Annotated in this window: 12 protein-coding genes; 5 read left to right on the forward strand and 7 right to left on the reverse strand. The window is 40.8% G+C overall.

Annotation, left to right across the window (positions count from 1 at the left end):
- Together RRG12_RS00005 and RRG12_RS00010 are read left to right on the forward strand one after the other, a co-directional pair.
- Window positions 1-851, forward strand: an 851-nt coding sequence (locus tag RRG12_RS00005) for a peptidylprolyl isomerase (protein WP_420757908.1), incomplete at its 5' end; no start/stop codon positions are given.
- A gap of 44 nt (window positions 852-895) precedes the next feature.
- Window positions 896-2,407 carry a pentapeptide repeat-containing protein gene (locus RRG12_RS00010; protein WP_420757909.1) on the forward strand — a complete coding sequence of 504 codons (1,512 nt, stop codon included), beginning with the start codon at window positions 896-898 and terminating at the stop codon, window positions 2,405-2,407.
- 169 nt (window positions 2,408-2,576) lie between these two features.
- On the opposite strand, the gene RRG12_RS00015 is transcribed toward RRG12_RS00010, so the two are convergent.
- The 4 genes from RRG12_RS00015 to RRG12_RS00030 form a co-directional block, all read right to left on the reverse strand.
- Window positions 2,577-3,677 (reverse strand): AI-2E family transporter, encoded by a 1,101-nt coding sequence (locus tag RRG12_RS00015; protein WP_420757910.1) that lies wholly within the window; start codon window positions 3,675-3,677, stop codon window positions 2,577-2,579.
- A gap of 120 nt (window positions 3,678-3,797) precedes the next feature.
- Entirely contained in the window at window positions 3,798-5,231 is a 1,434-nt protein-coding gene (locus tag RRG12_RS00020) for a bifunctional orotidine-5'-phosphate decarboxylase/orotate phosphoribosyltransferase (RefSeq protein ID WP_420757911.1), read from the reverse strand.
- Window positions 5,232-5,356: 125 nt separating this feature from the next.
- The gene (locus RRG12_RS00025) at window positions 5,357-5,953 is read right to left on the reverse strand and encodes a cytochrome b/b6 domain-containing protein (RefSeq protein WP_069070015.1); all 597 of its coding nucleotides are present in this window, start codon (window positions 5,951-5,953) and stop codon (window positions 5,357-5,359) included.
- Window positions 5,954-6,121: 168 nt separating this feature from the next.
- A complete protein-coding gene (locus tag RRG12_RS00030) occupies window positions 6,122-6,631 on the reverse strand; it encodes a GNAT family N-acetyltransferase (protein WP_420757912.1) in 510 nt (169 codons plus the stop codon).
- A gap of 476 nt (window positions 6,632-7,107) precedes the next feature.
- Between RRG12_RS00030 and RRG12_RS00035 the strand changes: the two genes are divergently transcribed.
- Entirely contained in the window at window positions 7,108-7,320 is a 213-nt protein-coding gene (locus RRG12_RS00035) for a hypothetical protein (protein ID WP_420757913.1), read from the forward strand.
- The gene (locus RRG12_RS00040; protein ID WP_420757914.1) at window positions 7,321-8,946 is read left to right on the forward strand and encodes a PRC-barrel domain-containing protein; all 1,626 of its coding nucleotides are present in this window, start codon (window positions 7,321-7,323) and stop codon (window positions 8,944-8,946) included. It abuts the gene before it with no gap.
- A 368-nt stretch (window positions 8,947-9,314) separates the two neighbouring features.
- Here the strand turns inward: RRG12_RS00040 and RRG12_RS00045 are convergent, their stop codons facing one another.
- The 3 genes from RRG12_RS00045 to RRG12_RS00055 all read right to left on the reverse strand — a co-directional run bounded on the left by RRG12_RS00045 (window position 9,315) and on the right by RRG12_RS00055 (window position 12,101).
- Window positions 9,315-9,989 carry a DUF2834 domain-containing protein gene (locus tag RRG12_RS00045; RefSeq protein ID WP_420757915.1) on the reverse strand — a complete coding sequence of 225 codons (675 nt, stop codon included), beginning with the start codon at window positions 9,987-9,989 and terminating at the stop codon, window positions 9,315-9,317.
- A gap of 110 nt (window positions 9,990-10,099) precedes the next feature.
- Complete coding sequence (gene hrcA, locus RRG12_RS00050; RefSeq protein WP_420757916.1) at window positions 10,100-11,209, reverse strand: heat-inducible transcriptional repressor HrcA; 1,110 nt, start codon at window positions 11,207-11,209, stop codon at window positions 10,100-10,102.
- A gap of 559 nt (window positions 11,210-11,768) precedes the next feature.
- Complete coding sequence (locus tag RRG12_RS00055; protein WP_069068929.1) at window positions 11,769-12,101, reverse strand: rhodanese-like domain-containing protein; 333 nt, start codon at window positions 12,099-12,101, stop codon at window positions 11,769-11,771.
- Window positions 12,102-12,259: 158 nt separating this feature from the next.
- On the opposite strand from RRG12_RS00055, the gene RRG12_RS00060 reads away from it, so the two are divergent.
- The gene (locus RRG12_RS00060; protein WP_420757917.1) at window positions 12,260-13,954 is read left to right on the forward strand and encodes a DUF3352 domain-containing protein; all 1,695 of its coding nucleotides are present in this window, start codon (window positions 12,260-12,262) and stop codon (window positions 13,952-13,954) included.
- Window positions 13,955-14,056: the final 102 nt, after the last annotated feature.

Here is a 14,056-nt window from a genome sequence, read left to right on the forward strand (position 1 = left end):
AATGGATACAACAGCAAGAAAATCAGAGCAGTAATCTAATTTCTCTACATAAAAAAGCTCAGTTAGAACTGATTACCACGACTCAAGATAATCACTCAAATTCATCAACAACACTCTTACAAGTGCATAACCAGACGGTAACAACTCAAGATATTATCCCTCTCTTGAATCGATACCAACTGCTATCAAAGCTCCAGGAAGAACTTTTGATTGATGAAGCAATCGCACCCTTTAGCTGCACACCAGAAGAAGAAGCCAAGTGTTACCAAGACTTGTGCAAACAGCATCAATTGACATCAGAAGCTCAACGTCAAAATTGGTTGCAGCAGCAGAACATAACTGAAACACAATTTTTAGATTTAGCAACCCGTAACCTGAGAATTGAAAAGTTTAAACAAGCCACTTGGGGTAGTAAATTAGACTCGCACTTTTACAAACTCAAGCCAAAGCTTGATCATGTTATCTACTCTTTAATTCGCCTTCGGGATGCGGCTGTTGCTCAAGAACTTTACTTCCGTCTGGTAGAAGGCGAACAGTCCTTTGCTGAAGTTGCAAGGCAATACTCTCAAGGTGGAGAAGCTCAGGCTGGTGGCTTAGTGGGGCCAGTTGCATTGAGTACACCCCATCCCAAACTAGCCCGAATCCTTGCCATCAGCCAACCAGAGCAGATATCGCCACCAACCCACATCGGAGATTGGTGGGTAATTGTGCGGCTGGAAAAGCTGATACCAGCCCAACTTAACGAACCTATGCAGCAACGATTGCTCAACGAACTTTTCTCTTCTTGGTTACAAGAGCAACTGCAACAACAAACTTCTCAACAACAAGTTGAAGTACAAAAACCAGCTTGATTCCTTAACTTTGAAACCGCTTAATTTTTTTTGAGGAGCATAATATGACAGCTTTCAACTTTAGTGAACAAAGCCTAGTCGGAAACAATTTTAACGGTCAAAACTTAAATGGCTCCAATTTTTTCAAAGCTACCCTTACAAATGTTCAATTCGTCAATACAGGGTTGCGAGGCACTAACTTTGAAGAAGCAAAGCTATTTAACGTAAATGCATCTGGTGCAATTTTTGCCCCTAATAATAACTTTTCTCAACCAGCTAATTTGTTCAAGGCGACATTAGAAAATGTCAATTTCAGTGGGGCCAATTTGAGACAGGCTAATCTGTCGCTGATTAACACGAAATTCATCAATCTATCAAATGCTAACCTGACTAATGCTAATTTGCGGGAAGCTAATCTCAGTGGTGAACAATCTGAGCGCCCCAACCTGAGAGGTGCTAACTTCACGGGAGCCGATTTATTTAAGGCGAAGCTAAAAGCCGCTGACTTTACAGGTGCAACGCTCGTGAATGCCAGCTTTCTAGAGGCTGAGTTGGATAGTACTATTTTGGTCAACGTCGATGCAACGGGGGCTGACTTTCGTCTGACAAACTTCACGGATTTGACCTTACAGAACTCTATTTTTGACCTGGCTAATTTCAGTGATGTCTCCATCAGTGATGTAGAACTACTAAATCCAACACAGTCAGGTAATGTTAGGTTTCGTGGTGCGAATTTTAGCAACGTTTCCGCAGAAGATTTGATTTTAACTGGTGCTGATTTTAGTTCCTTTATAGATGCCAATGGCAATGTTACAGTAACAAACTTGAGTGGGGCTGACTTTGCTGATACTGATTTGAGTGGAGCTAACTTTACCCAAGCCAACGCAGAAGGTTTTTCTTTTAATGGACTTGCTGTTGGTGCAAATTTCACAGATGCCAACTTGAGAAACGCTGATCTGTCTAAAGCAAATTTCACTGATGCCATTTTCGTGGGAGCGGATCTGACTGGTGCGATCGCAGATGATGCAATTGGTCTAAATATTGGAGATGAATTTAACAACACCCTCACCGGAACCAGCAGCAACGATAATCTCTTTGGCTTTGCAGGGAATGACACCTTAATTGGTAATGCAGGGAATGATTATCTAGACGGCGGTTTAGGCGCTGATTCTCTATTTGGTGGCGGTGGAAATGACACCTTGTTTGGTGGTGCTGGCGCTGACAATCTCACCGGTGGTGCAGGTAATGACTATCTCAATGGTGGCGCTGGCAATGACACACTTACTGGAGGAAATGGCAGCGATACCATTCGCTATAACTTGGGTGATGGTCAAGACCGAATCAACGAATTTGTAACAGGAGCAGGGGGAGATATCCTTTCTTTCGGTGGTATTGCTGCAATAGATGTGCGTATTGTCAACGGTAATAGTCAGTTCCGATTAGGAGATGGCATCGCTAATAATGCAGGTTTTGGTACTGGACAGTTGTTATTGACCCTCTTTGGCACTACCTTTACCCAAGCTGACATTAGTACAAATATTGATCCAAACAACAGTTCTGTCTTCCAGTTATCGTAAGCTTATGGAAACCTGAGTCAATCTTTTATCGAACAGAATTCAGGAGTCAGGAGTCAAGATTGGAATCACCGTAGCTTTAGCCCGGTGAGGATGTCAAAGGACTTTAAATGAGTAATAAGTGGATGAGAAATGGGTATTTACTCATTACTCATTACTTATTACTCATTACTCATGGCAAGATTGATTCTTCTGCCAACAATTCTGATCCTGCTTCACCATTAACAGCATTATCGGAATCACTAGATTTAAAAAACCCATCTGCTACATCTTTAATAAAACCAGCTGTAGGTACTGCGACTAGTAAACCTAAAACTCCACCAACATTGGTTCCGACAAGCAAAGCAATTAATACCCATATTGGTCGAATGCCAGTAATTTTACCTAAAAGACGTGGTGCGATCGCCTGATCAATTAACTGGTCAATGACAACAGCTACCGCAAAAACCTTTACTGCTAACCAAAAGTTATGTGTAGCTATAATGAAAGTTATTACAACAAGACTAACAACATCACCAAAGGGAATTAAGCTCAAAAGCCCAACTCCCAAACCAAAGAGTAAAGCAAACTGGACTTGAAAAGCTAAAAATAATAATGTTATTGAAACACCCATCAGCAAAGCTAAAGTTCCCTGACCAATCAAATAATTTTGGAAGTTTTGCTGAATAGACTGGCTTACCTGTTGAGCTATACTTCCAGGTAACTTCTTAAATATACCCTCCCAAATCCTTGGCCCATCTAACAATAGATAAAAAGTCAGGACTACAATGATTAACGCCTCAGAAATACTATCAATTGTATCTATGATAATGCTTAAAAGCTTGTCTGAAACAAACTCTAATTCATTGGGTAATTGCTCAGTAATTTTTGCTAATAGCTGACTTAGATTCACATTTATTCTGTGTCTAAAAAACCATTCATTTACAATCTGAAGTTTTTCTTCGCTAGAATCAATCCATTGGGGAAAGACTTTAACCATCTCATTAAATTGCTCTAAAACAATGGGTAATAAAGTAATGCCCAGAGCAACGATAATTATCAATGCTGATATAAAAACTAACGCTACTGCATAGCCACGTTTAAGTCCTCGCTTTTGAATAATTGAAACAGGATAGTTTAAAACGAATGCCAGCAAGGTAGCCAAGACAAGAATTGTTACGACAGGTTGAAAATTTTTAACCAGTAAAAATACTAGCCAACCATTAAGAAAAGCTAGAGGAAATAGTAGCGTAAAAATTAACCATCTAAGTAGTTGATTCAGTGAAAAATTCATAGTTAATTTTAAAATCAAAATTATTCTAATTTATACATTGAACTTGAGAATTAAATAGACTTAAGGGAAAATAGATAAGAAAAATATTTCCCCATTCCTTGCTCCCTACTATTCCAATTTTTAACTTTCAGCAAAAGCTAAAAATTGCTCCTCATTTATTCGCCCTGCTTGATGCAAAGTATTAGTAATTTCTGAAATAGTTAAAACCGCATGACTACGATAACCATTTTGCTGTAATCTATCTTTTACCCCTTGTTCATGGTCGATAAATACTACAATATCATTAACATTTAATCCTGCTGATTCTAACTTTCCTGCCCCTTCCATGACACTTTTGCCACTGATGAGAATATCGTCAACCACTACAACTGTTTCACCAGGGTGAAAGTTACCTTCAATTACTCTCCGCGTTCCGTGTGCCTTAACCTCTTTACGAGGGAAAATCATTGGACAATGAAGGCGCAAAGCTAAACCAGTCGCAGTAGGTAAAGAACCATAGGGAATACCTGCTAACCTATCAAAATTCAGGTTTTTCAAAATGTCCTCATAAGCTGTGAGAACTTGATTAAAAACTTGAGGGTTGGAAATAATTTTGCGTAAGTCGATGTAATAAGGAAATATAGCTCCCGATGCTTGGACAAAGCTGCCAAACATAATGCAGTCAATATCATAAAGTTGTAAAATTAAATCCTGATGGGGATGCTGATTTAGCAAACAAACATCAGGAAACCACACAGAACACGTGGAATTTTCGTGAATAATTTCAGCTTTTATTTGATTAATTTCTGCGCGTAAAGACTGGATTTGCTCAGATAATTGTGTGTTTCCCAACATATCTTGAGGAACAGGAATCAGCAAACCATCACCGTTAGCATTCAAGCCTACTTCTAAAATTTGCTTCAGGTTTTGACCCTCCGCCCAGATGCTACGCGCCATAATAATTCGTTCCGGCGCGATCGCTCGGATAAGTGCTAATACTTCAGGTTTTGTAGTTCCCACTTCCAAACCCAATTGTTCTGGAGTTCCCCAAGTTTTTGATTCTTTTACCACCTGTAAATAAAGAGGTGATTCGTTTGTAGGATATTGCTGTAAAGCTTCTGCACCTGGATTAGAAGTACAGCATAAAATAAATACCGCTTTACCCTGATAGACCAAAAAAGGTGCTACATGATCTTGTCCTGTATAGGGGCTAAGAGTTATTGCATCTACCTGCCATTCTGTAAACACAGTCCGAGCAAAGATGGTACTAGTATTTAAGTCGCTGTGTTTGGCATCTAAAATAACTGGGATGTGGGCTGGAATAGCTGCTAAAGTTTTGTACAGCAGTTCTAAACCAGGAATACCTAACGCTTCGTAGAAGCCAAGTGTAGGTTTATAAGCACAAACGAAATCAGCAGTTTCAGCAATAATGAATTGTAACCACTTCTCCAAACCAGCAATGAGTTCTTCAGATTCATAACGCACAGGCATCATCTCTGGATTTGGATCAAGTCCTACAAACAGTAAGCTTTGATTTTGCAAGATATTTCCATTCAATTTATCAAAAAAGTTCATATTTTTTAAAAAGAGTCATTTGTTATTTGTCATTGGTCATTTGTTATTGGTCATTTGTTATTGGTCATTTGTCATTGGTTATTAGTATCCGCGTCTATCTATCTCCATGACCAGAGTTTCTTTTACTAAAACATTGATTCTGTTAGTTGAGCGCCTCCAGCTTTCTGCCCTAATCGAGAGTGAATCACTGCAAATAAGATAACCAGCGGCACTGAGGCAAAGTGAACGATTCGCAATGCTTGCCAATTGCCAAAAAAATCCACTATCCAGGGAAACTGAGCAGGTTTATACATTCCTATTCCTGTAAATAATGCCAGCAGCAAAATAGGAATAATTGCTGTATATGCAATCCGATGCCAAGCATAAATTAGACGCTTAGAATTTTGACTTTTTTGTAATGCTTTGAAGTCATTGACACCGACAAACCGATGTCGCCAACGCCGGGTAATTAAAATGTAAATTCCATACCATAAGAGATTTAGGGAGAATAGCCACATTGCTGCAAAATGCCAGTGTCTACCTCCTGCAAGCCAACCTCCTAAAGTAAATATCGGAGGAATGTGCAAACCTGCACGTCCACCAAAAACAGGGTTGGCGTTGTAAATTTGTAATCCACTGGTGAGCATGATAAACAGACTAATGATGTTACACCAGTGGAAAATTTTGGCTCCTATTGCTTGGGTAGGTGGCTTTCGAGTTTGAGAAGGAATGGTCGAATTCATAAATTTTGATTGATAAAATTCGCTGTTTACCTGTCTTGGTTAAATAGCCTAGCCAGTTTGAGGATGGTTAACTTACCTTTATTTTCCCATCATTAGATCCAGTATTCTGACATTGATGCTCTACCATCTGCTGTTTTAACTGTCAGTTTAGGTATGACTAGGGTTGTTCTAAGCTAAATTTTCCCAATTGGGCGATGTCTTACAGCAGTCTGATCGTAATAACACGATAAATTGCATTCCATCACTTCGTCGCTCAAATGACTGCTGATGCTCGAATTTCAATTTCTGCCATACCCTGATCGCACGCTTGTTGAATGCTGCGATCGTTACCCGAAAAGCTTTTGGCTGAAATAAACTTTTGGCAAATTCCAATACGGCTTTGGCATACTCAGCACCCTTTCCTTGTCCGGTCAAGTCAGGGCGAATCCCCATACCAATATCCAACGCCTGCTCATTGTAATCACCACCAGTGACCTGTCCATCTTGTCCAAAAGAACAGTAAGCTACTAACTCGCCATTCTCATCCAGAATACTGTAAAAGGTGTTCTGGGGGTGCAGAATATGTTGTAGTAGATTAGCTTCTGGCTCTGAGTAGTTATATAAATCATAGGGTGGCTCATATCGCCAACTTAAGATAGCGCGTGCATTACTCTCATTAATTAGGTGAAACGTAAACATTACTTACTGTGCTGTTTGTACTACCCTAACCCTAACTTTGAGATGCGCTCAGTATAACTCGACGAAACGAATCCCCAATGGAAAAATGACATTATCTTTTCAGTTATTCAATGCTATTGAGGCTAACAAAAATATTTCTTTCCAAGAATATAGGAATCCGCTTTGATTTCTGAACTAATTTGCGTAGGCAGGCAATAGGCAATAGGCAATCTTGCTACAGTCAATAAGGCTTCTTAGTTGTACTGAGTTTTGTCAGAAATCAAATATGAGTCCTATATAAGAGATTGATAAGAACTAACTCAACAATCTATCTTTGGAAAGATGTCGTTTGGATCTTTTGATTACAAAAGAGTATCTAAAGTAAGGTATATACCAATAAATAAACACATTAACTAAATTTAATGATATAAATTTCTTGTATAACATTTACAGCAATGTTTACAACAATAAAAAACAACAATAAATAATGAAATACAATGCCTAGACTCATAGGAAAACGCTCTAATTCTGGAGCAAATATAACTGTTTTAATCATCCTTGTTGCCATATTTGGGGTATTACTCGAATACTTTGGCATGATTGATATCGTTCCCGGTTTTGGTAGAGAGGGACGATATTTTCAGCTTAAAGGTCAAGCAACTAACCAACAAGTAATTGAACAAGAAAATCAATATAGGAGGGATAGATAAATGCGTAAAGGTAGTGATGTTATAGATAAAGTTGTCGTCACCTACGACACAGGCGAGAAAGTTGTCCGAATTATAGATTTAATTTTTGACCAGAAACGCAATCAACTTTTGGGTTTTCTCGTTGCAGAAAAAGGACTGTTTCGAGACGCAAAAGTGATTCCTTTGGAAGAAGTGCAAGCGATTGGGTTGGATGCGATCGTAGTTAACTCGAAAGAATCTGTTGTTAAAGCACATCGTGTCCCTGCAATTAAAGAGATTCTGCACCAAAATATCGTGTTGAGAAAAAAGAGAATTCTGACTACTGAGGGACTTGACCTCGGTGGATTGGTCGATTTGTTCTTCGATGAGCATAGTGGACTGGTGGAAGGATACGAAGTTTCTGGCGGTGTATTTGCCGATGCTTATTCAGGGCGGTCGTTCGTTCCTGCTCGTGAAGCCCTGAAAATTGGTTATGATGTTGCCTTTGTACCTCCAGAAACCTCTCAAATGATGGAAGAACAGGTGGGTGGTATCCGAGGAGTTGTTCAGGCAACTGGAGATAGATTACAAGAATCGGCTGAGACTACCAATCGCAGATTGCAAACAGCATCTCAAACCGTGAATGAGCAGATGCAAAGCTCAGTAGAGAGTATGAACCGTGTGCTACAGGAAGCAAGTCAGAATGCAGGTGAGCAATTGCAAGCTGTAACTGATGCTACTAGCAGCAAACTGCAAGACCTCAATCGAGATGCAACTGCTTCCCTAACAAACAATTTGGTTGATCCTGCCGAGCAAAAGGTATATGTGATTGGCAAGCATGTTGAGCGGGATGTGCTGACTCCAGACGGGAATGTACTGCTACTACAGGGGCAGGAAGTGACGCTAGTCGATGCAGAAGCAGCCGATCGCATGGGTATCCTTGATGAACTTTATCGAGCTACGGGTGGTAGCCTGACTGTCAATATCAGTCGCAATTTGCAAGCAGCAACAGAATCTACTAGCAATCGAATTGGGAGCCTAACTCACAGTAGCGCCGCTAATCTGCGTCACTCGGTTGATTCGCTGGTAGGACATGTGGCGATCCAGCAGGCAAGAGGGCGTAGAGTCGTACAAACAGTGCGTGCTAACGATGGCTTAATTATTGCGGCATCTGGGCAAATTGTGACGGAATCTCTTCTGGATCGGGCCCAGACTTACGGTAAAGAAGCAGAATTGCTGAACGCTGTCGGTCTGACTCTGGCAACCGCAGTCGGTTCTACCGCAAGTGACAGATGGTTAGAAAACAAAGTTCAACTGCGCGATGGGGCAAGTATTGCTCAAGAGAATCTCAACACTTTTTGGCAAGCCTTGAAAGTGAAGGCAGAAAACTTACAAGGACGCGGCACACGGGCAATGAAGAAGCAACGGATTGAACAAGCTCTGGGTCGTCCAGTTACCCGTGTCATTCTTGACCCAGAAGACAACGTGATTCTGAATGTAGGTGAATTGATTACACATCGCGCTGTTAGTCAAGCTGAAGAAAGTGGAGTTCTGAATATCTTACTGAGTTCGGTCTATACCAAGGAGCCAGAAATCTCTGATCAGGAGTTACGTGCTTCAGAATATGGAATGGCAGCCTTGGCGCATCATGGTAATGGGGTAAAATAAACAACCGATGCTGTTGGCAACACTTGTTTTTATGCGATTTCTTGTTCTAGCTGTCGGCAGGAGGTAAAAGTATTACTATTCCTAGCCTTGGGATTTTCAAAATGTCCTAACCTATGTGGTTACGGCTATACCATTTTAGATTTTAGATTTTGGATTGTGAGAAACGCACTTTATCGAACAGAATTCTGAATTCTGAATAAATTTTGACCTAAAAAGCGGATAGCGCAGCGTAAAGCCTTCTCTTTCGGAGACGCTAACGCGAACGGCATGGCAACTCTTAGAGACGCTAGCGCGTAGCTTGCTTCTCCGTAGGAGTACGCTTAGAGCAAGTATTCGAGCGTCTTTATTCTGACTTCTTCATTCAATCTTCAATTCGCTACTGGCTGCTGGGATATGGACTCTATACCCACTTCTTCTAAAGGTGGACGCACAGATAAATAAATTAATGGGCCGAATAACGGTATCAACGCTATTAACCAGAAAAACTGGGGATTTTTCCAACCGCGACGCGCCATATCATCCTCCAGTAATGTAGGAAATAATAGGCAAAGTAGACAGAAGTCTAAACTCATCACATTTATGAAGCGGTTAGTTTGCCACTGTTGGACAAAATTGCCCCAATCTCCGTCTCTTAAACCATAAGCAACTAAAATAGCTGTGGATACCGTCAAAACAACCCCAGTCATACGAGAATCTAGTAGTTTGAGTAAGGCATTTTTTTTACCAACAAACTGATTATTTGGTTCCCTAATGGCTAAGTACGGCAACAAAGCAAAAGCACCAACTCCGAAAGAAGCGATCGCAAACAGCCAAGCAGGTATTTTTTGTCCTCTGCCATCAATCAACACTACTGCACTGTAGATGAGAGGCCAAATACCCATGAGGTTGAATAATGCTATTACTAACGGGTTAACACCTTCCCACTGCATAGTAGAAAGGTTTTTAATTAACTCGAATGTACCGGGTTGCTCAGGAGGCGCGAGGAAAAATGCATAGATAGTGAATCCCAGCCACAGTAAGCTAAAGGCAATTTTTCTAACCATGAAATATTTAAGTATTATTAATTTTGCCGCTATAAATTTGGGTTATCTGCTTGCTATGGTATCGTTCATTTGTCTCAAGCAGCTTGTCCTAAAATATTACACGATACGTATTAAGGATTGAAATAACTGAAAGCTTCAGAGAGATAATCAGCAGCAGATGCTACTACTGCGATCGCACTTTCATAATCTAGGCGCGTTGGCCCCAAAACTCCCACACTTCCTACTGGTATTGAACCTCGGCGATAGTTGGAAGAAATCAAGGTACAGGTGCGTATCGGTTCTAATGGATTTTCTGCACCAATGCGAACCGTTACCTTTGGTTTACCACCATCCTCCGGTTCTGGTTCCTCAAATATTAATCGCCACAGTTGGTCTTGTTCTTCTTCCAACAGGTGGATAATCGTTTGTACCTGCTGTAACTGGGAAAATTCTGGCTGGCGCAAAACTTCTGACACACCCCGAACCATAATTTGGGTTGCAGTCGGTGCATGAGTGCGACGACTCAATTCGGCAACTGAGTTTTTCAAGAATTCTCCATAGCGTTGGAACTCTTGATCTAGTTCGCTCCAGTCAAGATAGGCTAATTCCAACAGACTTCGACCCCGCAAGTGGCTATTCAAAAAATTAGAAACAATCTGCAACTCACGATCAATTACCTCTGAATCGCGCTGCGTTTCTTCCGGTTTTGAAGCCAAATCCATTAATTTTGAATGTGTCTCGTAACCATCAGTTACGACAATCAGCATGATTCGCCCAGCTTCAATTTGCACTAATTGCAGATGTCGCAATAGTGCTGTAGTGGTTTGCGGCATAGTGATCAAGCTAATACAACCACTCAAGGTTGCTAAAATTTGCGCGGCTCCTTGGAGTAAAGCTTCTAAACTCCGATCTTCCCACTGGAGATGCTTTTGCAGTGCCACTTCTACTTCTCGCCCTAAAGTTTCTGTTCGCGTAGCGTCTCGCAGAGAAGGTGTAATTAGCTGGTCAACATAAATGCGATAGCCTGAGTCTGAAGGTACACGTCCAGCAGAAGCGTGTGGTTGGTAGAGTAATCCAGACTTTTCTAAAACGCCCATCACATTGCGAATTGTAGCCGAGCTTACACCCAGGTCGTACTCTTCGACCAAAGCCTTTGAACCAACTGGCTCTGCCGTAGCAATGTAGTGACGTACCGTTGCCCAAAGTATATGCTGTTGTCGATTTGTTAACTGGACTTCCATTGTGGTATGTTTTGCTGAACGCAAATTCTAATCAAACTCTGAAAAAACTTGTAGATTTAATAGAAAACAGAGAATATTAATATTTTATTAAAATACCAAATTATACAGTTATATTATGATAAGTATTTTTAAAATTAATACACTATAGATACAGAGCATTTTTTTCAGACTAGGGTTGAAATAGTAGGTCAACTTTATTTGGCAAAAGCTGCTAGTACGGCAAAGCGGAAGTCAAAAGTCAAAAGTATTATGGAATAGACCTTTTAGGGATTTCAAATGGTTGCTCTATTTCCGCAGTGGCGTACTAGTTATAATCTACCTTTGTAATGCTTCTTTATAACCGTATTTTTGCACAAATTTGCAATTGCAAAAGTATTATTAGATACGTATTTTTTGGTAGGGACTAATTCTGAAATGTGATTTGCCCCAGCAAAAAGTTTTTGTGCAGATGTACTTGATGCCCAAATTCCAGGCTTTTTGGCAAGCGTTTAAAGTGATGTATTACTGTTCTTAGCATAGCAAAAGCCAGATGGAAGAGTCAGTTCCACCTGAGCAAAAGCTAATATTGGGGAATTGAAGGGTCTACTAATATGGAATAGGCATCAATACCACCCGAAATATTTTGCACATTTGTAAAACCTTGAGCAATCAACCACTGGCACATCTGGGCGGAGCGGATGCCGTGGTGACATAGCACAAGGGTTTCAGCTTGGGGATTGAAGAGGGTAGGTATTTGATCTCCCCATTCGGTAAATTGACTTAAAGGTAGGTTGACAAAGCCCTCAATGCTAGCGATCGCTAATTCTTCTGGTTCACGCACATCTACTAGCTGAATACTGGCATCACTAGAAGAAAGACGTTGCCCCAGTTCTTCTACACTAATTTGGTTCATGGGTTGACTAAAAAAATTCCCTATAAACAGTCCTAATCCTATTTATGGTGACAGAAAATCTCTGCCTTCGCATGAGTATCCATTCTCAAGAGGGTTGATAAATTCTGCTAAGGTTTCTGCTTAAATGGCTGTAAACCGTCTTTTTTAATATGTTTAATGTGAATAGACAACGTTCATTTATTGGTTTTATCGTAGCTGGGGCGATCGCACTGCTAGTAATTGCGATCGCTGGCTTTTACTGGTTTTTCGCTAAAAGTCCGGCTAACCTCATTGCTTCTAACTCTGGGCCTGGTGCGGCCATATTCGTGTCGAAACTTTCCCCTGCGATGGTTTCATTGCTGACGAATCCTGATCGTTTGCAGGTGTTGGAGCGCGAAGAAGAACTATCTAAACTCAAAACCAGTTTATTCGCCAAGAGTGGCATAGATTACAAACAAGACATTCAACCCTGGCTAGGGAACGAAATTACATTAGCGATCACCACCTTAGATATTGATCGCGATCCAGAAAACGGACAGCAGCTAGGGTATCTGTTGGCATTAGCAACCAAGCAACCGGAGAAAAGCCGCGAGTTTGTCGAGTTGTTGTTTTCTAAACGGGCGTTAGCCGGAGCAAACTTAGCTGTTGAACAATATAAAGGCGTAAAACTGATTTCTGACAATCAAGAAGTCATCACAGAAGAGAAAATCCAAAATCCAAAATCCAAAATCCAAAATTATCTAGCTGGTGCTGTTGTCGGCGAAGGCTTTGTATTATTTGCCAACGATCCGAAAGTGCTGCGAGATGCTATTAATAACGTCCAAGCGCCCGATCTGAATTTGACTAGCTCCCCCGAATACCAAAAAGCTAGAAAAGAACTGCCCAAAGGGGGTTTAGCTATAGCTTTCTTAAATCTTCCCATCGTGGCAAAATGGCAAGGGTTAGAGCTATCAGAACAAACTTATGACAGCGAAATCATTTCCCTGGCGTTAAACCCCAAAGGATTACTAGCGGAAACCACCTTTTTGACTTCATCGGAAATTGTTCCTCCATCTCCACCGCTATCTAAACCTGTGGGAGCATTGCAATATATTCCAGAGTCCACAGGTTTGGCAATTTCCGGCTCAAATTTGAGTAATTTAGCTGACAGTGATTTAGCCAAACTCTGGAAACAAGCAACAGCAACTATATATGGTTCTGGGGAAGATGTGGTTTCTCGGTTAGCAAAACCTTTAGTGGATATTCAAAAACGCTGGGGGATAAACTTACTAGAGGATATTTTTAGCTGGGTACAAGGAGAATATGCGATCGCATTGTTACCTGAGAAAGAGCAAATAACCCCCCATTGGATTTTTGTGGCAGAAAAATCTGAGGGTGTGGAACAAGGCATTGCTCGTTTAGATGCGATCGCCTCATCCAATGGACTCAGCATTAATCCCTTGACTATAGACAAGCAAAAAATCTCCGCTTGGACAGAGTTAACCACGGCGACAAAAAAAACTGATGCCAAAGAAGGAGCATCTTTTAGCATTGAAACAAAAGTGCTGGGATTGCATACAACTTTAGGAAATTACGAAATTTTCACCTCTGACTTAGAAACTATGGATGAAATTCTCACAACTAAGGATAATTCCATAATTGACAATCCCAATTTCAAAGATAGTATCGCGGCAATTCCCTTACCAAACCAAGGTTATGTTTATCTTGATTGGATAAGGAGCCAGAATTTGTTAGAGCGTCAAGTGCCGATTATCAAACTAGTGGAAGTCTTAGGGAAACCGTTTTTTAATAACTTGCGATCGCTCACAGTCAGTAGTTATGGAACTGACACGCGATCGCTCAAAGGTGGTGTTTTCTTCAAACTCCATAAATAATTCGTTTTTCGGCGTTGCATATTTGCGGGATGATTTTGCTAGTTTTGTGGGATGGGCCGAAAAGCCACTGGTGTCAACTTAACGCGAAACCGCACGTCCGCC

The organism is Nostoc sp. CALU 546 (assembly GCF_048836525.1).

What these genes read in the sequence shown, in the direction of transcription:
- RRG12_RS00010 (WP_420757909.1), top strand. Translation starts at nt 896, where the DNA reads ATGACAGCTTTCAACTTTAGTGAACAAAGCCTAGTCGGAAACAATTTT.
- RRG12_RS00015 (WP_420757910.1), bottom strand. Translation starts at nt 3,677, where the DNA reads ATGAATTTTTCACTGAATCAACTACTTAGATGGTTAATTTTTACGCTA.
- RRG12_RS00020 (WP_420757911.1), bottom strand. Translation starts at nt 5,231, where the DNA reads ATGAACTTTTTTGATAAATTGAATGGAAATATCTTGCAAAATCAAAGC.
- RRG12_RS00025 (WP_069070015.1), bottom strand. Translation starts at nt 5,953, where the DNA reads ATGAATTCGACCATTCCTTCTCAAACTCGAAAGCCACCTACCCAAGCA.
- RRG12_RS00030 (WP_420757912.1), bottom strand. Translation starts at nt 6,631, where the DNA reads ATGTTTACGTTTCACCTAATTAATGAGAGTAATGCACGCGCTATCTTA.
- RRG12_RS00035 (WP_420757913.1), top strand. Translation starts at nt 7,108, where the DNA reads ATGCCTAGACTCATAGGAAAACGCTCTAATTCTGGAGCAAATATAACT.
- RRG12_RS00040 (WP_420757914.1), top strand. Translation starts at nt 7,321, where the DNA reads ATGCGTAAAGGTAGTGATGTTATAGATAAAGTTGTCGTCACCTACGAC.
- RRG12_RS00045 (WP_420757915.1), bottom strand. Translation starts at nt 9,989, where the DNA reads ATGGTTAGAAAAATTGCCTTTAGCTTACTGTGGCTGGGATTCACTATC.
- hrcA (WP_420757916.1), bottom strand. Translation starts at nt 11,209, where the DNA reads ATGGAAGTCCAGTTAACAAATCGACAACAGCATATACTTTGGGCAACG.
- RRG12_RS00055 (WP_069068929.1), bottom strand. Translation starts at nt 12,101, where the DNA reads ATGAACCAAATTAGTGTAGAAGAACTGGGGCAACGTCTTTCTTCTAGT.